Source organism: Streptomyces marokkonensis, from assembly GCF_008312835.1.
Lineage (GTDB): Bacteria > Actinomycetota > Actinomycetes > Streptomycetales > Streptomycetaceae > Streptomyces > Streptomyces marokkonensis_A.
In genome coordinates, this window is the sequence record NZ_VSKS01000015.1 from 126,840 (window position 1) to 147,857 (window position 21,018).

General features: G+C 70.5%; 19 protein-coding genes and 1 pseudogene. 12 read left to right on the forward strand and 8 right to left on the reverse strand.

The annotated features are described in order from the left end of the window. Positions 1–206: 206 nt before the first annotated feature. The 3 genes from F1615_RS24380 to F1615_RS24390 are packed head-to-tail and all read right to left on the reverse strand — an operon-like array spanning position 207 to position 3,276. Positions 207–1,463 (reverse strand): cytochrome P450, encoded by a 1,257-nt coding sequence (locus tag F1615_RS24380; protein ID WP_149551211.1) that lies wholly within the window; start codon positions 1,461–1,463, stop codon positions 207–209. A gap of 59 nt (positions 1,464–1,522) precedes the next feature. Further along, on the reverse strand, positions 1,523–2,293 hold the full coding sequence (locus tag F1615_RS24385) for an ABC transporter permease subunit (protein WP_149551212.1): 771 nt from the start codon (positions 2,291–2,293) through the stop codon (positions 1,523–1,525). A 53-nt stretch (positions 2,294–2,346) separates the two neighbouring features. Continuing rightward, positions 2,347–3,276, reverse strand: coding sequence for an ABC transporter ATP-binding protein (locus F1615_RS24390; RefSeq protein ID WP_149551213.1), 930 nt, complete (start codon positions 3,274–3,276; stop codon positions 2,347–2,349). A 94-nt stretch (positions 3,277–3,370) separates the two neighbouring features. Here F1615_RS24390 and F1615_RS24395 point away from each other — a divergent pair, with 94 nt between their 5' ends. The 3 genes from F1615_RS24395 to F1615_RS24405 all read left to right on the forward strand — a co-directional run bounded on the left by F1615_RS24395 (position 3,371) and on the right by F1615_RS24405 (position 7,210). Next, the gene (locus tag F1615_RS24395) at positions 3,371–3,844 is read left to right on the forward strand and encodes a GbsR/MarR family transcriptional regulator (protein ID WP_149551214.1); all 474 of its coding nucleotides are present in this window, start codon (positions 3,371–3,373) and stop codon (positions 3,842–3,844) included. A 240-nt stretch (positions 3,845–4,084) separates the two neighbouring features. After that, positions 4,085–6,634 (forward strand): DUF4118 domain-containing protein, encoded by a 2,550-nt coding sequence (locus F1615_RS24400; RefSeq protein ID WP_149551215.1) that lies wholly within the window; start codon positions 4,085–4,087, stop codon positions 6,632–6,634. A 210-nt stretch (positions 6,635–6,844) separates the two neighbouring features. Beyond that, on the forward strand, positions 6,845–7,210 hold the full coding sequence (locus tag F1615_RS24405) for a gas vesicle structural protein GvpA (RefSeq protein WP_149551216.1): 366 nt from the start codon (positions 6,845–6,847) through the stop codon (positions 7,208–7,210). A gap of 74 nt (positions 7,211–7,284) precedes the next feature. Here the strand turns inward: F1615_RS24405 and F1615_RS24410 are convergent, their stop codons facing one another. Next, entirely contained in the window at positions 7,285–7,626 is a 342-nt protein-coding gene (locus F1615_RS24410; RefSeq protein ID WP_149551217.1) for a WhiB family transcriptional regulator, read from the reverse strand. 213 nt (positions 7,627–7,839) lie between these two features. On the opposite strand from F1615_RS24410, the gene F1615_RS24415 reads away from it, so the two are divergent. Then, the gene (locus F1615_RS24415) at positions 7,840–8,346 is read left to right on the forward strand and encodes a TspO/MBR family protein (RefSeq protein ID WP_149551218.1); all 507 of its coding nucleotides are present in this window, start codon (positions 7,840–7,842) and stop codon (positions 8,344–8,346) included. Positions 8,347–8,441: 95 nt separating this feature from the next. On the opposite strand, the gene F1615_RS24420 is transcribed toward F1615_RS24415, so the two are convergent. Beyond that, on the reverse strand, positions 8,442–8,957 hold the full coding sequence (locus F1615_RS24420) for a GNAT family N-acetyltransferase (protein ID WP_149551219.1): 516 nt from the start codon (positions 8,955–8,957) through the stop codon (positions 8,442–8,444). Between the two features lie 530 nt (positions 8,958–9,487). On the opposite strand from F1615_RS24420, the gene F1615_RS24425 reads away from it, so the two are divergent. Together F1615_RS24425 and F1615_RS24430 are read left to right on the forward strand one after the other, a co-directional pair. After that, positions 9,488–9,934, forward strand: a complete 447-nt coding sequence (locus F1615_RS24425) for a hypothetical protein (RefSeq protein WP_244328827.1) — start codon at positions 9,488–9,490, stop codon at positions 9,932–9,934. A gap of 141 nt (positions 9,935–10,075) precedes the next feature. Further along, positions 10,076–10,300 (forward strand): helix-turn-helix domain-containing protein, encoded by a 225-nt coding sequence (locus tag F1615_RS24430; RefSeq protein ID WP_149551220.1) that lies wholly within the window; start codon positions 10,076–10,078, stop codon positions 10,298–10,300. Between the two features lie 106 nt (positions 10,301–10,406). Here F1615_RS24430 and F1615_RS24435 read toward each other — a convergent pair whose 3' ends face one another. After that, a complete protein-coding gene (locus F1615_RS24435; protein WP_149551221.1) occupies positions 10,407–11,207 on the reverse strand; it encodes a helix-turn-helix transcriptional regulator in 801 nt (266 codons plus the stop codon). A 151-nt stretch (positions 11,208–11,358) separates the two neighbouring features. On the opposite strand from F1615_RS24435, the gene F1615_RS24440 reads away from it, so the two are divergent. From F1615_RS24440 to F1615_RS24450, 3 genes are all read left to right on the forward strand, one after another. Continuing rightward, a complete protein-coding gene (locus tag F1615_RS24440; protein ID WP_149551222.1) occupies positions 11,359–11,772 on the forward strand; it encodes an isomerase in 414 nt (137 codons plus the stop codon). Between the two features lie 245 nt (positions 11,773–12,017). After that, complete coding sequence (locus tag F1615_RS24445; RefSeq protein WP_149551223.1) at positions 12,018–15,302, forward strand: GH92 family glycosyl hydrolase; 3,285 nt, start codon at positions 12,018–12,020, stop codon at positions 15,300–15,302. A gap of 116 nt (positions 15,303–15,418) precedes the next feature. Next, positions 15,419–15,853 carry a VOC family protein gene (locus tag F1615_RS24450; protein WP_149551224.1) on the forward strand — a complete coding sequence of 145 codons (435 nt, stop codon included), beginning with the start codon at positions 15,419–15,421 and terminating at the stop codon, positions 15,851–15,853. Positions 15,854–15,873: 20 nt separating this feature from the next. On the opposite strand, the gene F1615_RS24455 is transcribed toward F1615_RS24450, so the two are convergent. Beyond that, positions 15,874–17,049 (reverse strand): amidohydrolase family protein, encoded by a 1,176-nt coding sequence (locus F1615_RS24455; protein ID WP_149551225.1) that lies wholly within the window; start codon positions 17,047–17,049, stop codon positions 15,874–15,876. Positions 17,050–17,311: 262 nt separating this feature from the next. Between F1615_RS24455 and F1615_RS36425 the strand changes: the two are divergent. Both F1615_RS36425 and F1615_RS24465 read left to right on the forward strand, forming a co-directional pair. After that, positions 17,312–17,410, forward strand: a pseudogene (locus F1615_RS36425) (TetR family transcriptional regulator); the annotation flags it as partial. Between the two features lie 175 nt (positions 17,411–17,585). Then, positions 17,586–18,296, forward strand: a complete 711-nt coding sequence (locus F1615_RS24465; RefSeq protein ID WP_167533844.1) for a 2-phosphosulfolactate phosphatase — start codon at positions 17,586–17,588, stop codon at positions 18,294–18,296. A gap of 185 nt (positions 18,297–18,481) precedes the next feature. Here the strand turns inward: F1615_RS24465 and F1615_RS24470 are convergent, their stop codons facing one another. Further along, positions 18,482–18,955: an SRPBCC family protein gene (locus tag F1615_RS24470; RefSeq protein WP_149551227.1), complete on the reverse strand. Its 474-nt coding sequence runs from the start codon at positions 18,953–18,955 to the stop codon at positions 18,482–18,484. A gap of 294 nt (positions 18,956–19,249) precedes the next feature. Between F1615_RS24470 and F1615_RS24475 the strand changes: the two genes are divergently transcribed. Next, on the forward strand, positions 19,250–20,794 hold the full coding sequence (locus F1615_RS24475) for a fused MFS/spermidine synthase (protein WP_149551228.1): 1,545 nt from the start codon (positions 19,250–19,252) through the stop codon (positions 20,792–20,794). Positions 20,795–21,018 lie beyond the last annotated feature (224 nt).

Consider the following 21,018-nt stretch of genomic DNA (forward strand, 5'->3'; position numbering starts at 1 on the left):
CCGTGACACATCCCCGTCCTCACAGCACCGCACCCGACAGGACCTACCGGAACTTAACACGTGACACCACAGGTGACCCTATGCCGGACCGCGTCAAGAAGCCGTTAAAATGACTGCGGCCCCTCTGGCCGAGGCGGCGGAGAATGACAGGGCCACCCCTCGTCGATCATGACCGAAAAGGGGTGGCTCGATCCGTTCCGGCGCTGTCAGGCAGGCCGCAGGAAGACCGGCAGCTTGTCGAAACCCACCATCTGCGGGGGAACGGCCCAGGCGAGATCGCCGTTCCGGTCGACCGCCATCTCCTTGAAACGGTCGAACAGCACGTTCAGGACGAGCCTGGTCTCCAGGCGGCCGAGTGCGTTGCCGATGCAGTGGTGCGTGCCGAAGCCGAAGCCGAAGTGACGCCCCTCGCTGCGCCGGTGGATGTCGAAGGCCTCCGGGTCGGGGAACTGCCGCTCATCCCGGTTCGCGGAGCAGAAACTGGCCGCGACGTGCTGGTTCTCCGGGATGGTGACACCCCCGAGCTCCACCTCCCGCGTGGACGCGCGCAGACCGGTGGTGATCGGGGGCCGGTGCCGGAGCACCTCCTCGACCGCCTGGGGGATCAGGGCACGGTTCTGGCGCAGCTCCGCCTGCGCGGCCGGGTTGAGATCCAGCAGATCGACCGCGTTGGCGATGGTCATGGTCGTGCTGATATGACCGCCGGCGAACATGACATTAGCGAAGTTGACCGTTTCGTCCTCGGTCAGCCGGTCTCCGTCGAGTTCCGCGTTGGCCAATCGCGTGAGCATGTCGTCGGAATTCTTGTTCTTCCGTTCACGCACCCGCTCCCTCAGGTAGGAAACGGCTTCCTGCTGGAGTTCTCCGAGCGCCTCCAGATACCCTTCCTGGGCCATTTCCTCCGGGGTCACGTTCATGACCTTGCGTGCCCAGTCGTAGAAGAGCACACGGTCTTCGGCCGGCAGGCCGAGAATCTCGAGGATGACGGCGATGGGGACGGTGTACGCGAGATCCGCGACCAGGTCCACCTGGTCGCGGTCGGCGATCTCGTCCACGATCTCGTGGGTCAGCCGTATGATCTGCGGCTCGTAGGCGGCGATCGACGCGGGGGTGAACGCCGTGCTCAGAATCTGACGCACGCGGGTGTGCCGCGGCGGGTCCATCTGCGGCAGACTCTCCAGCCCGGATTCCGGAAAACCCATCCGGTGCATCTCGGACGAGTAGGTACCGGGCGTGGTGAGGACATGCCGGGCATCCGCGTAGCGGTACACCACCCACCACCCGGTGGCGGGGTCCCGGTGGACAGGATGCTCGTCGCGCATCATGCGGTACCAGTCGTAGATCGCCGGGTCGTTCACGTTCGGCTGCGGCGGGATCTCGATGTCTGTCGTGGACACCCCATCACCTTTTCCTGGCAGGAAGGGTCGGTCGATGCAGCCTCGCGAGAAGGCCCCGGGGCGCACACTGGGGTCTCCCCCAGCACCCACCCCAGAGCCGCGCCCCTACCGGGGTCCGCCCCGGGTCAGCTGTTGATGTCCCGCTGGTTGAAACGGCGCACGCCGAGTCCGAAGAACAGCCCCGAGGTGACGAGGAGGACGAGGACGTCCGCCCACTGGAAGCCGTGCCGCAGCGGCTCGCCGCCGATGTAGTAGTGCAGGGGCGACACGTGGGCGAGCCAGTCCGCCCCGAGTTGGCCGGCGAAGGTGTGCACGGTGTAGGACACGACGCCGATCACGGCACACGTCACCAGGACGACCGTCCGGCTTCCGACCGCCGCTCCGAGGCCGAGGGCCAGGGCCCCGAAGAAGACCGCCAGCAGGGCGAGGTTGAGGCACTGGGCGAGGAACTCCACCGGGGTGACGCTCGTCAGCTCGGCTCCGTTGCGGATCACCAGCAGTCCGAGCCACACCAGGAAGGCGATGCCGAACGCCCCCGCGACCAGCGCGCCGAAGCGCTCGACCGCGACCTGGGTACGCGTCACGGGGTGGGCGAGAAGCAGGTCGAGCCGGCCGGCCTCCTCCTCGGCCGCCACGGCGCGGGTACCCGCGGTGACCCCGTAGATCATGGCGAGCAGGGGGAGGATGACACCGAACACGCTGGCGTGCAGATAGCCCGCGGCGGTCTGGTCGATGTTGAGGCCGTCGCGCAGGGCCTCGGGGAGGTTCGCGGTGTTCTCGCGCTGCGACGGGTAGGTGCTGGCGTACACCATGCCGACCACCGCCGTCCCGACCGCCCAGCCGGTCAGGCTCCGTCGGCTGTCGGAGAGGTACTTGGTGAGGATAGCGGCGCTCATCGGTTGGTCCTTGTCCTTTCGGTGACGTTCTCCGGCGACGACGGCACGCGCCGTCAGACGGCGCGTGCCGTCTCCGTGCGGGGCGCGGCCTCGGCTCCCGCGTAGTAGCTGTGGAACAGTTCCTCGAGGGCGGGTTCGGTGGCGCGCAGGCTCGTGACGGTGTGCCGCGCCAGAGCCTTGATCAAGGCGTCCGGACTGCCGGAGACCTGACCGGTCAGCGTCGTCCCGGCGGCATCCAGCTGGAGCCGGTCGGCACCCGGCAGCGCGGCGAACGCCGTCGGCGGCACCGGCGACGCGAAGGTGACCTCGATGTCACGGACGGCGCCGGTACGCAGGTTGGACACCGTGTCCAGGGCGACGAGCCGGCCGTCACGGATGATGCCGACGCGGTCGGCGACCGCCTCCACCTCGCTCATGATGTGGCTGGACATGAAGACGGTCTGGCCCCCGGCGCGGGCCTCGGCCACCATGTCGAGGAAGGTCTGCTGTACCAGCGGGTCGAGCCCCGAGCTGGGCTCGTCGAGGACGAGCAGTTCCGGCGTGTGCATGAAGGCCTGCACGAGGCCGACCTTCTGGCGGTTGCCCTTGGACAGCTTCTTGATCCGGGTGCTCTGGTCGAGACCGAGCCGCTCGGCCAGTTCGTCGATGCGCGCCTGGGGCACACCTCCCCGCAGAGCACCAAGGAAACGCAGGTAACTGCGGACGTTCTGCCGACCGTCGCAGACGAAGTCGCCGGCCAGGTAGCCGACCCTCCGGCGCAATTCCACACCGTCTTCCCGGGGCCGCAGTCCGAGCACCGACGCCCGGCCCGACGTCGGGCGGATGAGGTCGAGCAGCAGCCTGATGGTGGTGGACTTGCCGGCCCCGTTGGGGCCGAGGTACCCGAAGACCTCGCCCTGTCGAACGTCGAGGCTGAGGTCGATCAGGCCGCGGCGCGTGCCATAGGTCTTGGTGAGCTCCCGGAGCTCGATCACGTTCTCCATGAGCAGCAACGTATCGAACGTTCAGAGATCTGTAAATGCTCTGAGTTTTCGATGCGGTCGGTATGATTAAGAACTCGTCAAGAGGAGGGCATCGATGGACGAGAGGGACACCCAACTTCGCGAGTGCGCGGAGCGCCTCGCGCTGACGCTCGCCCAGAGCGGCATGCAGCGGACCACCGCTCGTGTCATGACCGCCCTGCTGTTCAGCCGGCAGCAGACCATGACGGCGGCCGACCTCTGCAAGGAGCTGCACATCAGCAGCGGTGCGGTCTCCGGCGCAGTGAACCAGCTGATCCCGACGGGCATGATCGAGCGAGCGCCGGCACCCGGCAGCCGCCGCGATCACTACCGTTTCCGGGAGCACGCGTGGGCGACCCTGATGGGCAACCAGAACGCACTGCTCGACAGCATGTGGAACGCTGCTGCCGAAGGCCTCAAGGTGGCGGGCCGTGACAGCGCCGTCGGCCGTCGGCTGGACGAGATGCAGGACTTCTACGGTTTCATGCAGCGCGAGATGGCGGCGCTGATCGACAAGTGGCGGGAACAGTACGAGGCGGGCGAGCGCTGACCCTGATTCGGTGGCCCGTCGGCACGGAGTGCGGCGCGTCCCGTGCGGGAGCGCCGTGCCACGGCGCCGCGGATGCACGAACTCCGCGCACGTGCGCCGCCGACCGCGCCGCCCCGGGAGGCTCTTCCCTCCCTTCTTCCCCTACCTCATCATCGTGCCTGACGGGCCCTCGCTTCGGGACAGGGCCCGGTCCCGACCGGCCGGGCAGCCCCCGGACCCCGCTGGAGCGGAGAAGAGACGATGGCACGCGGCAGACTTCGCATCTACGTCGGCGCGGCACCCGGCGTCGGCAAGACCTACGCCATGCTGTCCGAGGCACACCGCCGGGTGGAACGCGGTACCGACTGCGTGATCGGCTTCGTGAAGCATCACGGCCGGCCGCGCACCGAGGCGATGACGTGTGGACTGGAAGCGGTTCCGCGCAGGCGGCTGGAGCTCGGGGGGACCACGTACGAGGAGATGGATCTGGACGCGCTCCTGGCCCGTCGCCCCGAGGTCGCCCTCGTCGACGAACTGGCCCACGTCAACCTCCCCGGTGCCCGCCATGCCAAGCGCTGGCAGGACGTGCAGGAACTCCTCGATGCCGGCATCGACGTCATATCCACCGTAGGCATCCAGCACCTGGAGTCACTCGGCGACGTCGTGGAGTCCATCACCGGCGTACGCGAGCGGGAGACCGTGCCGGACAGGGTGGTGCGTCGGGCGGATCAGATCGAACTGGTGGACATGTCACCGGAGGCCTTGCGCCGCCGGATGGCACACGGCCACATCCACCGGCCCGACGAAGTCGACGCGGCCCTGTCCAACTCCTTCCGCCCCGGCAATCTCGCCGCTCTGCGCCGGCTGGCGCTCCTGTGGGTGGCCGACCGGGTCGACGAGTGCCTGAAGCGGTACCGCAGCGAGCATCAGGGCGCCGGCATGTGGGGCTCGCGCGAGCGCATCCTCGTGGGACTGACCGGCGGCCCCGAGGGGCGCACGCTGATCCGCCGCGCCGCCTGCCTCGCCGGCAACGGGGCCGGGGGTGAAGTACTGGCCCTCCACGTGTCCCGCAGCGATGGACCCACCTCGGCCACGCCGGAGGAACTCGCCGTCCAGCGTACGCTCGTCGAGGATCTGGGCGGCACCTTCCACCATGTCGTCGGCGACGACGTCCCGACCGCCCTGCTGGACTTCGCCCGGGGCGTGAACGCCACGCAGATCGTCCTCGGACTGTCGCACCGCAGGGGCCGGCCGTACGCGTCCGGCCCAGCCGTGGGCGCCACCGTCGCCCGGAACTGCGGACCGGATCTGGACGTGCATTTCGTCCCGAACGACGAAGCGGACACGCAGCACGGCGCGTCAGCCGCCCGACGTCCCCGTCTCAGCCCGTTACGCACCGCGACGGGCTGGCTCGTCGGCGTGCTCGGTCCCGTCCTCCTCACTCTGCTGTTCAAGAGCGTGCTGCCCGAACTGGGCCTGGCCAACGACGTGCTGTTGTTCCTCACGATGACGGTGACGGCGGCGCTGCTGGGCGGCCGCCCGCCGGCCCTCGTGTCCGCCGCCGTCGGCTCACTGCTGCTCAACTGGTACTTCACCCCTCCGATCAACACCTTCAGCATCTCCGACCCGAAGAACTTCATCGCCATCGCGGTTTTCGTGGGAGTCGCCGTGTCCGTGGCGTCCGTGGTGGACCTCGCGGCGCGCCGCACCGAACAGGCGGCCCGGTTGCGCGCGGAGTCGGAGACACTCTTCTTCCTCGCCGGCAGCGTGCTGGGCGGGGAGGCGAGCCTGGAGAGCCTTCTGGAACAGGTGCGGGAGACCTTCGCCATGAACTCCGCGGCCCTTGTGGAGCGCCAGAACGACACCGCGCCCTGGATCCGTGTGGGCTCCGTCGGCACGCGGCCCGCGGGACGGCCCGAGGACGGCGATGTGGACGTCCACGTGGGCGCCCACACGGCGCTGGTGCTGTCCGGCCGGGTGCTGCCCGCCTCCGACCGCCGTGTCCTGGCGGCCTTCGCCGCGCAGGCCGTCGTCCTTCTGGACCGGCAACGGCTGCAGTCACAGGCCGAACGAGCCAGGGAACTCGCCGAGGGCAACCGCATACGCACCGCCCTGCTCGCCGCGGTCAGCCACGACTTGCGCACTCCGCTCGCCGGCATCAAGGCATCCGTCTCCTCACTGCGTTCGGACGACGTGGAGTGGACCGAGCACGACCGGGCGGAACTTCTCGCCGCGATCGAGGAGGGGGCCGACCGTCTCACCCACTTGGTCGGGAACCTGCTCGACATGTCCCGTCTGCAGACCGGAACCGTCACACCGCTCATTCGCGAGGTGAACCTGGACGAGGTGGTTCCACTGGCTCTGGCCGGCATCCCGGGCTCCGAGTCGACCGTCGGCCTGGACATCCCCGAGAGCCTGCCCATGGTGGCCACGGACAAGGGACTCCTGGAGCGGGTGGTCGCCAACATCGTGGAGAACGCCGTCAAGTACGCCCCGTCGCGGGAACCGGTCCTGGTGGCGGCCAGTACCCTCGCCGACCGGGTGGAGTTGCGCGTGGTGGACCGCGGACCGGGCGTGGTCGACGAGATCAAGGAGCGGATCTTCACCCCCTTCCAGCGCTACGGCGACTCCCCGTGCGGCACCGGCGTCGGTCTCGGCCTCGCGGTCGCCCGCGGCTTCGCCGAAGCCATGGGGGGCACACTGCACGCCGAGGACACCCCGGGCGGCGGCCTCACCATGGTCCTCGGCCTCCCGGCCGTGCCCGGTCGCTCACCTGCCGCGTCCGGCCTCTCCGCCGCCGCCGCACCGTAGCGGTGGGTGCGCCGGTCCACCCACAGGGCCCGGGCGCGAAGCACCGGCCGCGCCGGCCCTCGGGCGGCGGCCGGTGCGGGACCACGACGGCGTGGCGGCCGGCGGGCGGCTTTTCCCATCCCCCGTTGCCGTAGGCCCCGGCCGTCCGGCCGCGGGGACACATGAAGGGGCACCGAGCGGGCACGAGGGCTGGGAAAGGGGCTGATCGCGATGACTCAGATGGCGCCGCAGCGTGGCGGGGGAGGCTCCAGTGGCCTCTACGACGTACTGGAGCTGATCCTCGACCGTGGGCTGGTGATCGACGCGTTCGTGCGGGTGTCTCTGGTCGGCATCGAGATACTCAAGATCGACATTCGGATCGTGGTGGCCAGCGTCGACACCTACCTGCGTTTCGCCGAGGCGTGCAACCGTCTCGATCTGGAGGCGGGACCGCGCAAGCCGGCCGGGCTGACCGAACTCCCGGACAAGATGCGCGAGTCGGGCTCTCGGGGAGTGGCCAAGGGGCTGCTGTCCGGTGCCGCGCAGACCGTGTCCGAGGCCTTTCAGCAGGCTCGCGACGAACCGCGGCGGAAGTAGGGGTACCGCGCGCGCGGGCACTGGGCGTCTCCGGCGTCCCCGAAAGGGGCTCGGCAGCATGAGTCCCGCGAGCATCAGCCCACCGGCTGGGGAGCAGTGTCCGGGCCGTCGTCCGCCGGGTGGTGGCGCCGCCGGTACGCCGGCCGCGTTCCCTCGTCCGCTGCGGCACGCCGGATGGCCCGGCGCTGGGCGGCGGTCGTGGCTCCCCAGATGCCGTTGTCCTCGCCGTGCTCGACGGCCCAGCCGCGGCAGGCCGACAGCACGGGGCAACGGCGGCACAGCGCCAGCGCGGCCCGGGCCTCCGCGCCGGGTGCGAGGGTGTCGGACAGCGGGAAGAAGATCTCGGGATCCTCGCCGGCACAAGCCGCTCGATCGAGCCAGTGCCGTGTGTCAGCCCGTGTGTGGTGGTCGGCCATCGCCTGTCCCTGCCTGTTTCGCGGGCTCAGGAGCCCATGGTGACGAGCGGTGCGTGTCGGCACCGCGCACCCGGCAGGGGATCCCTGACAGCGTACGCACGGGTAGGGTGAAATGCCATAGTTCGTTGATGTCTGTCCGCGTTGGGCCGGGACCCTGCAGCGTTTCCGTTCTGCCCCGGGTGAGGTGGTCTGCGCCTCGGGCACTCGGGGACCATGAGGCTCTCGCATCTCCGCCGCGCCCCTTCCCCTTCCGAGCCCTGGCGGCGCTACGGCGCCGCGGCGACAGCGGTGGCCGCCACGGCCGTGGCCGGCGCGCGGGCGGTCGACGCGGACAGCGACTGGTACCGCACGCTCCGGAAACCGGGCTGGCAGCCGCCGCCCTGGACGTTCGGAGCCGTGTGGACGCCGCTGTACGCCACCATCGTGTACGCGGCGGGCCACGCGCTGGGCCGCACCGACGACGTAGGGCAGCGCAGGCGACTCGCGGGGAGTCTGGGGGTCAACCTGGGGTTGAACGCGGCATGGAACTGGCTGTTCTTCGCCCGCCGGAGCCCCGCGGCCGGGCTGGCCGGCACCCTGCTGCTCGACCTCAGCAACGCCGAGCTGCTGCGCCGCACCGCACGCGTCGACCGCACGGCCGCACGGACCCTCCTGCCGTACGCCGCCTGGTGCTGTTTCGCGACCGCTCTGAACGCCTCCATCGCCCGCCTCAACCGCTGAGCGGCCGGCGGGTCGGCCCGGGGGCTCCTTGTGCGGACCGTCCCGCGCCACCGTGCCGGGGTCCCGGAGAGCCTCGCCTCCGGGACCCCGGGAGGTCAGCTGCGATCGTGGCCAGGACCCGTGATCCTGAACTCGACCACGTCGCCCTCCGCGGCGCGGCGCCGGAAGCCGGCCTTGTCCAGTACGCGGACCGAGGACGGGTTCGACACTTCCACGGTGGCTGACACGGTGTGGACACCGGGCGCGGTGAGGGCGAGCTCGGCCAGGGCCCGGGTGGCCTCGGGGGCGTAGCCCCGGCCGCGGCGGGAGGCCACGATGCCGTATCCGATCTCCAGGACGCCTTCGCTGGGTGGCCAGAACAGGCCGATGGAGCCCACCACCAAGCCGCTGTCGCGCTCGATGATCAGACGGTGGCCGTAGGTGCCGAGCCACTCGGGGTGCCGGCCGAGGAGGCCCGCGACCACGCGATCGCCGTCGGCGGGAAAGTCGTCCGCCCAGTGGGAGGAGCGGATGTCGTCGAGGACCGCGGTGGCCTCGCTCATGGTCCAGGGCCGAAGGACGAGGCGCTCGGTGACCACGTCGGCGTGGACGGATGGGGAAGAGGAAGACATGTGTCTCTCCTGGTCGTGGGAACGACCGGGCCGCGCCCTGTTATCGCGCGGGCCGGATGAGGGCATGCTGATGAGGGCCGACGGCGGCCATATTCATCAACCTCCCCATCCCGAGATCACGCGTCTGTCGCGCTGGCACGTGACGCTAGTTCCTTCCCCCGGCCGGGGCAATTGATTTCCGAGCCGCTGACGGAAGGGAACGCGGCCAGGATCATCCGTCCGGTCCGGAGGGCCTCGCCTCTGTACGGTGCCCGGGGGGCGGGAACCATCCGGCCGGAACAAGTCGTCACTGATCATTGCCGCCGTCCGAACGTGCGGGAACGACCACGAGTGAAGCAACAGCGGGGGGTTCGATGAAGTGTGTGCCTGCGGCGAGAGTGGGCCTGACGGCCGTGGCCGTGATGGTGGTGCTGGCCGTCAGCGGATGTCGGTCGGAAGATGCGGGGCCTCCCTCCACCTCCCCGAGCGCGCAGGTCTCACAGCCCGCGTCGCCGACGCCTTCGGCGGAGGGGAACGGTCCGCGCACCTTGGTGGACGCTCCCAGCGCGGGCGGCCTGGACAGGCTGACGGGTGACGGGGCCCTGGCGGACGTCCCCGTCGACCCGGGCGACATGCGGGACGGCATGACGCTGGTCACCGGCAACTACGGGAAGCCGGGCGGGCGGGGGACACCGGTGCTGTTCGAGGGTGTCGATCATGTGCCCGAGGACACCAACGAGCGTCGTGAGCACCTGTTCCGGGGCATGCTCGAGTACATTCAGTGGGACCCCGAGCTGGGGAATCCCGAAGCTCAGCCGGTGGAGCCGGGACCGCTCGGCGGCTCGGTGGAGTGCCTGCTCGCCTCGCTGAGCGAGGACGGCAACGTCATCTGCGGCTGGGCCGACGAGGGCACGGCGGCCGTCGCACTGTTCGAGAACAGCACACTCGCCGATGCGGGGAAGCTCTTCGTCGCGATGCGCGCAGACCTGGAACGCTGACCGACCGGCTGGCGGGAACGACGCCTCAGGCCGAGGCGCGACACGGTGGGCGGTGACACCGCACGGTGAGCCGGTGACTCTTCCCTTGTCGGGGGTAGACGACGAGCACGTCCAGTCGTCGATCATCGAAGGAGGCGAGTCGTGGACAAGGGCAAGCAGATCACAGGTACGGCCCGCGAGGAACTCGCGCGGGAGATGAAGGAGCAGTATGAGAACGGCCTGTCCATACGGGCCATAGCCGAGGCTCACGGGCGGTCGTACGGGTTCGTCCACCGTGTCCTCACCGAGGCGGACGCCCCGCTGCGCAGCCGGGGCGGGAACCGTTCGCACCGGCGGCTCGAGGAGGCCGGGCGTTCCCATGGGTGACGCCCGGCCCTTTCGCACCACTGTCTCCGCGCGGGCGGCGCCGTGTCATCACCCGGAGTCCCCGCCGCCACGGTGAGGCGCCATCCGTCGGCGGGCAGACGCCGCCTCAGAGCGTCCCCGCCCCCGTCCGCTCCGGGCTCATGGCCCTGAGCAGATCGGCTGTCGCGGCGTCGGCGGGGAAGAACGTCTCCACGGCGATCTCGTCCAGGGTCACGTCCTTCGGCGATCCGAAGACCGTGGTCGTGTAGAGGAACGCGAGGTCACCGTGGTCCGAGGAGAGGAGGAGCGGGACGGCGAGGTCGTCGCTGCTCTCCTCCTCGGTGCGGCCGGCGGGTGCGGGGTAGGACTCCAGTTCTGCCAGTAGTTCCGCAAGCCCCTCGGCCGCCGTCCGGGCGAGTTGACGACGTAGACGGCGCAGCGTGTGCGCGCGCCATTCGGTGAGGTTGCGGATCCGCGGGGCCAGGCCCTCCGGATGCAGTGTGGCGCGCAGAACGTTGACCGGCGGGGTGACCAGCGAGGCCGGCAGGCCCGCGAAGAACGCCGTCGCGGCGCGGTTCGCGGTCACCAGCTCCCAGCGCACATTGACCGCGAGCGCCGGACTCGGCTCGTGGCCGGCGAGCACGGCCTCCACGGCGGTCCGAGCCGTGCCGAGGTCCGCGAGTGGCCGCTCGGGATGGACGGGCGCGAAGCCCGCGGCCAGGTGGAAGGCGTTGCGCTCCCGCAGCGGCACGTCGAGTTCGTCGCAGAGTCGTTCGATCATGCTCCGGCTCGGGATGGCGCGCCCGGTCTCGATGCAGCTCAGGTGGCGAGTGGACAGGTTCGCTCCCAGCGCCACGTCCATCTGCGACCGGTTGCGGCGTTGCCGCCAGCGTCGTACGAGCAGTCCGACCGGTTCCAAGGTGACCATGCTCCGAGGTTGTCCCATCGGCTGTGCGCCTGCAATGACCCCGCAGGTCATCGACACCGGACCGCGGCGCGCCGCACAGTCGGGGCACGGACCGTGCCGCATCGGACGGCCCCGATGCGTCGCACGACGACGGAACACGAAGGAGCCAGCCATGTCCCGGACCATCGAACCGACCACCGCCCGGTACCAGGAGAGCCTCGACCGGTATCTGCGGTTCTGGAACACCTCGGCGTCCAGCGAGGGAGACGACCCGGCGTCCGGCGTCTTCACGGACGAGGTCCGCTACTGCGCACCGATCGGAGTCCTCACCGGACGGCGGGCCCTGATCGACTTCCGTGAGCGCTTCCTGCAGCACATGGAAACCGTGGCGTTCCGAGCACGCCGGGAGCCGGAGATCCACCACGGCCACGCCCGGTTGCTGTGGCGACTGGACGCCCGTGGCGAGGAGTTCGCCACGGGAACCGACGTCCTCGCCTTCGGCCATGACGGCCGCATCGGCACGGTCACCACCTTCCTGGACAAGGCGCCCGAGGGCTTCGACCCCGATGCGCACGAGCACGGGTGAGCCATGGGCGCACACGACGGAGGCTGCGCCGGCCGGCCGGCGCAGCCTCCGGGCTGCGCCGGTGCGGAACCTGTTGACAACGATGTCAGAGCATGATCTAGTCCGCTTTCAGCCGGCCGGGTGCCGCTGCTCCCCACCCGAGCGCCGCACGTGCGACCGATCGAATGTGCCCACTCGTCCGTCGCTTGGAGATCACCTCACATGTCGCGCAGCACATGGGAGGTGAGGAACAGGAGACCGCTTCCATGCACAGACCCCTCCGCCGACTGCGTCACCGCGCATCGGCCGTCCTCGCCGCACTGCTCGTTGCCGGCGGTGCTCTGAGCCCGGCGCCCGCCCTGGCCCAGGCGCCCGCGGCGGTGCCCCGGCTCACCTCGCTGGTCAACCCGTTCATCGGCACGCAGAACTTCGGCAACACCTTCCCCGGCGCGAGTGCTCCCTTCGGCATGGTCCAGGTCAGCCCGGACACCGGCGGTCAGGGAGGCTACGACCACCAGCAGGACAGGATCCACGGATTCAGCCAGACCCACCTCTCCGGCGTCGGCTGCTCCGTCATGGGTGAACTGCCGCTGATGCCGACGACCGGAGCGGTCGACGACGTCGACCCCGACGCCTATCGCTCGGCCTACTCGCACGACGACGAGGACGCCGAACCCGGCTACTACCGCGTCGGGTTGAAGACGTACGGCATCGACGCCGAGCTGACCGCCACACCCCGCACGGGATGGCAGCGTTACACCTTCCCCTCGACGGACCGCGCCAACGTCCTGTTCAACACGGGCAAGGCCAACCAGAAGGTGCACAACTCGGAGGTCCATGTCGTCGGCGACCGCACGGTCGAAGGCCGTGTCGAAGCGGGCAACTTCTGCGCGGGCAAGGACCGGCACACCCTTTACTTCACCGCGACGTTCGACAGGCCGTTCGCCGCGCACGGCACCTGGCGCGGCACCACCCCCGAGCCCGGTGAGCGGGACGCGGCCGGCGAGGGCGGGAACGGGGCCTGGGTGACCTTCGACGCCGCCGCCGACCGTGACGTCGTCGTCAAGGTGGGGCTCTCCTACACGGGCGTCGCGGGTGCCCGGAAGAACCTCGAGGCGGAGACGGACGACTCGTACGACTTCGACGCCACGCGCGCGGCCCTGCACGCGACCTGGGAGCGGCAACTCGCCTCCGTCAAGATTGACGGTGGTTCCACGGAGCGGCAGCGCGCGTTCTACACGGCCCTCTATCACGCGCAACTGCACCCCAACCTCGCCGGGGACGTCGACGGCCGGTATGCGGGCTTCGACGGGAAGACCCGTACCGCGTCCGGGTTCACGCCGTACCAGAACCTGTCACTGTGGGACACCCACCGGCCGCAGAACCAACTGCTCCAGATGCTGCAGCCGAAGGTCGCCCGTGATGTGGCGCTGTCGGTCGTCGCGATCGGGCGGGACGGCGGCTGGCTCCCGCGCTGGTCGCTCGCCAACAGCGAGACCAACATCATGACCGGTGACCCGGTGACTCCCTTCCTCGTCGAGGCGTGGTCCAAGGGCCTGCTCGCGGGCCACGAGAAGGAGGCGTACGCGCTGCTGAGGAAGAACGCCCTCAGCACGCCGCCGGACGACTCCCCCTACAACGGCCGTGCGGGACTTGCCGCTTATCAGGAGCGCGGCTACATCCCCAGCGGGCTGGAACCGGGGAAGGACTGCCCGGACAAGGGCGGCGACAACGACTGCCGTCATCCCGCGTCGGCGACCCTGGAGTACGCGGCGGCTGACGCGTCGCTGGCCCTCATGGCCAGGGGACTGGGGCACACCGCGGACGCCCGCGTGTTCGCGGCACGCGGCCAGTGGTACCGGAACCTGTGGGACTCTTCCATCAAGCAGTTCCGGCCCCGCACGACCGACGGCACCTGGCTGACGCCCTACGACCCCGTCGAGGCCGGCCACCAGTTCCACGAGGGCGGCGCCTACCAGTACCAGTGGCTGGTGCCCCAGGACCCGGCCGGGCTCGTGTCCCTCATGGGCGGCAAGCGCGAGACCGAGAAGCGGCTCGACTCCTTCTTCGCGTACGGCGAACTCCTCGCGGATCCTGCCGGAACGGCTCGCGAGGACTGGATCTCGGCACCGTACGACTACTACGGGAAGCCGACCTACAACCCGAACAACGAGCCCGATCTGCACTCCCCGTACATGTACTTGTGGGCCGGCGCACCCGCCAAGACCGCCACCGTGGTCCGCGCCGCGATGACGCTCTTCACGGACGGGCCCGACGGCATGACCGGCAATGACGACCTGGGCACCATGTCGGCCTGGTACGTCTTCTCCTCCCTCGGCCTGTACCCGACGACGAACGGCGGCGACTTCCTCGCCGTCTCCAGCCCGCAGTTCCCCTCGGCGGTCATCCGCATCGGCGCCTACGGGAACGGGCAGGGCGGCACCCTGACCGTTAAGGCACCGGGTACGAGCGACACCCGACGCTATGTGCGGAAGGCGGAGTTCGGCGGGAAGAGCCTGCGTGCCACCTGGCTGGACTGGGACGCGGTCGCCAAGGGCGGAGACCTCGTCTTCGAGATGGCCGACAAGCCCTCCGCATGGGGTACGGGCAAGGGCGCGGAGCCACCGTCCGTCAACCGCGCCGCGGCCGATTCCCGCCGGCACCTCGACGCGTCACTCCGCACCGGCTCCGACGTCGTGCCGACGGCCGACAGCGAGCAGAGTGTCCGTCTGAAGCTGGACGTGCTGGGCCAGTCCCCCGGCACACTGCGGGTGAACGTCGGTGCCAGGGCACCCGGCGGCTGGACCGTGAAGACCTCCGAGCCCTTCTCACTGACGTCCCACCGGCTTCCGGTCCAGCGGACCGCGGCGGTGGACGTGATCGTGCCGGCGGGGACCGCGCCGGGTTCGTACACCGTGCGGATCACCGCGGCCGCGAAGGGGGTGAAGAGCGTGGAACGGACCGCGACCGTCGAGGTGCGCGCCGCGGCCCGTTGCGCGGCGGACGTCGACGAGGGGTGCGCGGTGGACCTCGGCAAGGAGGTGAACCACGACGGTACGGCCACCGTCGCGGCGTCCGGCGCGGGCGACTTCGACGGGGCGGGGTGGAGCTACGACGGTGATCTGCTGCCGGCGGCGGGTCCGGTCGTCTGGGACGGCGTGACCCATGACGCTCCCGACCCGTCCGGGACGGCCGCGAACTTCGTCGAGGCCCGCGGTCAGGCCGTGCTGCTCCCGGCCGGGTCGTACGGCGCGCTGCGCCTGGTCGCCGCGGCCCACCACGGCCCGGTGACGACCATGCTCACCGTCCGCTACACCGACGGAACCACCGCCGAAGTGCCGGTCCCCGTGGGCGACTGGGCGGGAACGGCGCCGCGGGGCAGCACCGTGGCACTGGAGATGCCGCACCGGATCAAGCGCGGGCAGGGTGTGGACGGCCCGCCGGTGCGTCTCTTCGGTACCTCGGCGGAGCTCGACGCGTCGAAGACGGTGCGTTCCATCGGCCTGCAGAACGATCCCCGGGTGCAGGTCTACGCGATCACCCTCCGGTAGCGCTCCGTAGGTTCCCCGGCTCTCCCGCCACCGGCGCGAGTCCGCTCGGTGGCAGCGTGACCCTGACGGTCACGCTGTCACCCGCGTACCGGCTTCTCCCCTGCTATGGTGCGCCGATGTCAACGGTCAAGCAGTTCCAGGTCACGTTCGACTGCACCGAACCCGAGCGCGTCGCTCGCTTCTGGTGCGAGGTGCTGGGGTACGTCGTACCGCCGCCACCGGAGGGGTTCGCCACGTGGGACGACTTCGACCGCTCCCTGCCACCCGAGCGACAGGGTTCGGCATTCGCCTGCGGTGACCCCTCAGGGGTGGGCCCGCGGCTGTACTTCCAGCGCGTTCCCGAAGGGAAGGTCGTCAAGAACCGGCTGCATCTGGACGTGCGGGTCGGCACCGGGCTCGTGGGGGAGGAACGCCTCGCCGTGCTCGAGGCCGAGTGCACACGGCTGGTCGCGCTCGGCGCGACGCGCGTGCGGCTGCTGCTCGCCGATGACCACAACGAGTCGTGCATCGTGATGCAGGACGTCGAGGGCAACGAGTTCTGTCTCGACTGAGCGTCCCGGGAGCGGACCCCCTACCGGGCGGCGAGTACCTCACGCTCGCCGGAGGCGCTGTGCTCGTCCTTGCCCCGGCGGCCGGTGTGGTCGGCCCGCTTCAGCGCGGGCATGAGCCGCCGTGCGTTGTCGCGGTAGATGCCGCGGCGCTGGTGCTCGGTGAACGCGTGGTCCGCCTCTACGGCCGGCACCGTGTAGTCGGTGATGATCTCGGCGGAGGCGGCCGGCCAGTCGGTGCCGAAGAGGATCCGGTCGGCCCCGGCCGTCTCCACCAGGGTGCACGCCGGAGCGAGCGGGCCCGCCGTGTCGTAGTGGAAACGGCGGAGGGCGTCCCGCACACGTGATGCGTCGATGGGCGGGGTGCAGAAGTCGCCGAAGGCCTCGAGGCGGGTGGCGATCTGGGGGAGGAATCCCCCGGCGTGGGGCAGGACGACGGACAGGTGAGGGTACCGGTCGAGGGTTCTCGTGCGGATCATGTTCACCGCGGCGCGTGTGGTGTCCAGCAGGAAGTCGCACATGAAGTTCGGGACACCGGGAACGGTGGGTACCCCTGGTGGTTTCCCCGGGAGATCGAGGGGGTGGGTGAAGACGACGCCCGAACGTTCGTCGACTTGGGCGAGGAAGCGGTCGTACGAGGGATCACCCAGGTACACACCGTTGTAGCCGGCCTTCATGCTGACTCCGACGGCACCGAGGTCGTCGAAGGCCCGTCGGAGCGCCCACGTGGTGACGTCGGGGTGATCCAGGACGGCGGGGCAGAGGAAGGCGAAACGGCCCGGGTGTTCGTGCGCCAACGCGGTCAGGGCCTCGAAGACGACGGACAGTCCCTCCCTGGCCTGCGCCGCGGAGCGGTACCGGTCCTGCATGGTGGGATTGAGAACGGCGGTGGCGATTCCCACCCGGTCCATCTGCGCCAGCGTGGAATCCACGTCCCAGCGCGACCACCACTGCAACTCCTCCCGGCGCACGACCCCTTCGCGCTCCGCCCAGTCCACCCACTGCGGTGCGGTGAAATGGTGGTGCACGTCGATTTTCGCCCGCCAGGCGTCGTCGCCTCCCTCGGTGCCGCTCGGACTGTCCCCTCCCCCGGCCAGGGCACGGGACGTCCGCGTGGTGCCGGCGGCCGTGGCGGACGCCATGGCCCCACCGGCTATGAGCAGACCACGCCGGCTCAACCGCCGAGTCGTGTTCGACATCCGGACTTCCCTTCGTAGCGCCGTCGTCTGCCGCACCACGCTGCCCCGGATGCGGGAGCGCGACCTCGCCGGATGGCGCCGCCAGGGGGACGAATTCCGCCGTACGGAGCAGTCGGCGGACTCATCCCACAGCCGCGGGCCGGCCTCGACGCGGTCACCGCGCCGCCCGGACGGGAACGCGCGGGCCCACTCGGCGCGGGGGAACGCCGCTCGGGCCCGCGGGGCTCAGGGGCCGGGGTCATACGTCCTTGCCGACGCGCCCCTGGACACCGTCACGGAGTTGCTGGAGCAGGCAGGCCACGCGCCCGCCGACGCGGCCGGCAGGCACCTCGTCATGCTCCGGGACGGAGCCATGGCCGCCGTGGCCGCGCGAGAGAATCCTGCAGGCGCGCGCCGCCGCGACGCCCTCGCCGGGTGACACCGCGTCCCGTGCCACAGGCATGACCACGCAGGCGACCGCGTCGGACCTGTCGCAGGGCAGCGACGAGCGTCAACGCGCCTTGTGGACCTCATCGTTGGGCTGCCACCATCCCGGCATGGACTCGCGAGTGGTCGGCATACCCGAGGTGGACGGCACCGAACGGGTGGCCGTGGTGATCGATGTGATGCGGGCGTTCACCACCGCCGCATGGGCTTTCCACCGCGGGGCAGACAAGATCGTTCTCGCTGCCGACCAGGACGAGGCACTGGCGGTCAAGGCAGGTCACCCGGGCTGGCTCGCGCTCAAGGACGGGGCACCGGCCAGCGGGTTCGACCTGCTCAACTCCCCCGGCCTGATCCAGGAGGCCGACCTGGCGGGCCGCACCGTGATTCAGAAGACCACCGCGGGAACCGTCGGGGCCCTGGCGGTCGCCGAGGCGACCCTGGCGCTGTGCGCGAGCTTCGTCGTGGCCGGGGCGACGGCCCGGGCCCTCCGGGACGCCGGCGTCGGCTCGGTGACCTTCGTCGCCACCGGCGAGGACGGCCGAGCCGCAGAGGATCTGGCATGCGCCGAGTACCTGGACCGGCTCCTGACCGGGGGTCGTCCCGATCCCGGTCCCTATCTGCACCGCGCGGGCGTCTCCCCGGCCGCGGACGCCCTGCGCGGTGGGCGACGCCGCGGTGCTCACCCCGCCGATGTGGGGTTGTGTCTCGAGGTGGACCGGTTCGACTTCGCCATGAGGATCGGCCTCGAGGAGGACATGGCGGTGGTACGTCCGCTGCGGACTCGACCGGGCGCGGTGCCCGCCGTACACGGCGCACGCTGAAGAGGTCCAGCCCTTGCTCGCCCCACGCCCCAGCAGCACGCGGTCACTGGCCCTCATCCCACACAGCGCGGGCTCCCGCACGTGGTGTCCGTGCGGGAGCCCGTACAGACCGGCTGACGCGCCCTCATGGGCGGTGGTCAGCAGGTCGTCGCCGCGCAGCTGTGCGGTGGTGCCGTGCCGGCTCGTCAGTGCGTGGCGCCGGGGTCTCCCGGCGCGATGCGTCCGCGCCAGCCGCCGGTGGTGCCGCCGCTCTCCACGTATTCCTTGAATCGACGCAGGTCACCCTTGACCCGCAGGTCGATCAGTCCCAGGGCGTCGGCGCCCTTCTCGGCGATGCCGGTGGGCTCGACGTCCATGGTGAGCTCCACGCGGGTGTGCGTGTCGTCCAGCGGCTCGAACCTGACGGAGCCGCGCTGCTGGACCTCGCCACCGACGGACCGCCAGGTGACCCGGTCGTCCACGAGCTGGTCAACGATCTCCGTGTCGAACTCGCGTCGTACCCCACCGATGCTGGTGGTCCAGTGGTTGTGCCGCTCGTCGAGCTGCCTGACCTCCTCGACGCCCTCCATGAAGTGCGGGAAGTCCTCGAACTGCGTCCACTGGTCGTAGGCCCTGCGGAGCGGGACCTCCACGTCGACCGTTTCCTTGACCGTGCTCATTGATCCCTCCTGGTCCGTTCTTCGCGGGTCGGCCACGCGTGGGGGCCGGCCGCCTGTTCCTGTCCACGGCGGCGGGTACCCCCGAAAGCCGATGTGAAAGAAAGATCGTCGACCGCGGTGTCGGGGCGGCCTGGGTCCTCCGCCTCCTCGCACGCCAGGTGAGGAACACCGAGCGACGGACGTGATCCACGGTCAGGAAGCGGTATCGCCGTGCTGCGTACGGGAGTTCGTCGAGGCAGCTGGAGGAGTGAGGGGTGCTCGCCGTATCGCCCGGTCGACGCGTCACGTGCAAGGATGTCGCGCGTGACCGGATTGTCTTCCTCGCCTGTTGCCGAGGGCGCGCCTCGCGATCACGGCCTGGGTCCCCGGGTTGCCGCCGTGCTCGTGTTCGGGTCCTCGGCCGCAGTCCTGGTGGTCGAGATCGTCGCGCTGCGGCTGCTCGCTCCCTACCTCGGCCTCACCCTCGAGACCAGCACCATGGTGATCAGCATCGCCCTGACGGCGATCGCCCTCGGCTCCTGGCTGGGCGGGAGCGTGGCGGACCAGGTCGATCCACGTCGGCTGCTGGGCCCCTCGCTCGGGTTGTCAGGAGCGGTGGTCGCGCTGACCCCCGCCGTGCTCCGCACCGCTGCGGAGTGGACACCGGCGATGCTGCTGCTGATTGCGTCGCTGACCATTCTCGTACCGGGCGCGCTGCTGTCCGCGGTGACTCCGGTCGTGACCAAGTTACGTCTCACCAGCCTCGCCGAGACCGGAACGGTCGTCGGCCGGTTGTCCGGCGTCGGCACCGTGGGGGCCATCTTCGGCACCGTCTTCACGGGTTTCGTCCTCGTGTCGCGGCTGCCGGTCAGCGGCATCCTGATCGGTCTCGGAACACTGCTGCTGGCTGGCTCGGCGCTGGTGGAGTGGCGGACGCGGGGATGGAGCGGCACTCCCGCCCTCACACTCGTGGTGGTCGCCGGTGGCCTCGCCACCACGGTCGCGCCCGGTGGCTGTGACGCGGAGACCAAGTACCACTGCGCGCGGGTCGTCGCCGACCCGGACCGGGCCGGCGGCCGCACACTCGTCCTGGACGGCGTGAGACATTCCTACGTCGACATCGACGATCCGACCTTCCTCGAATTCACGTATGTGCGTGCCATCGCGTCGGTGGTCGACGCCGCCTTTCCCGGGAGCGAACCACTTGCTGCCCACCACCTGGGCGGGGGCGGGCTCACCTTTCCCCGGTACCTCGCGGCCACGCGGCCCGGAACGCACAGCCTCGTGTCGGAGATCGACACCGGGGTCGTGCGCATCGACCGCGACCGGCTCGGTCTGCGACCGGGATCCGGTATCGGCGTACGGGCCGAGGACGGCAGGCTGGGACTGAGGCGACTGGACACCGGCAGTCGTGACCTCGTCGTCGGCGACGCCTTCGGGGGCGTCAGCGTCCCCTGGCACCTCACGACGGCCGAGGCGATGGCCGACGTACGGCGGGTGCTCAACGAGGACGGCCTCTACGTCGCCAACCTCATCGATCACGGTGACCTGGCCTTCGCGCGTGCCGAAGCGGCCACGCTCAGCGAGACCTTCGAGAACGTCGCCCTCCTCGGCGAAGCCAAGGACGTCGGCCTCGCCCCGGCCGCCATCCCCGAGGGCGGCAATCTGGTGCTGGTCGCCTCCGACCGGGCCGTCGATCCGCGGGCCCTCCAGGAAGCGCTGGACGCCCGGCGGACGGGCTGGAAGGTCGCCGTCGGCGACGACCTCACCTCCTGGATCGGCGACGCCCCACTGCTCACCGACGACTACGCACCGGTCGACCAGCTCCTCCAGCCCTCCGGCCCACGGAGCAGCCGGTGACGCGACTGCGGCCCGGGTGATCCCGGCCGTGCCGGGCGGGCGCGGCGATGAGTTCCGCCGTCGTCTCCGGTCTGCCTTCACGTCCGGATCATCCGCACGTGAGGAGAGCAGGAACGCACCTACCGGCCCACCCTGCACATCCGGCTCCGCCGCCGCACCGCCCTCATCGGCGTGCGCCGGGCACCGCTCGGTCAGGACCCCGTGCGTTCGGCCGGCCGGCCGGC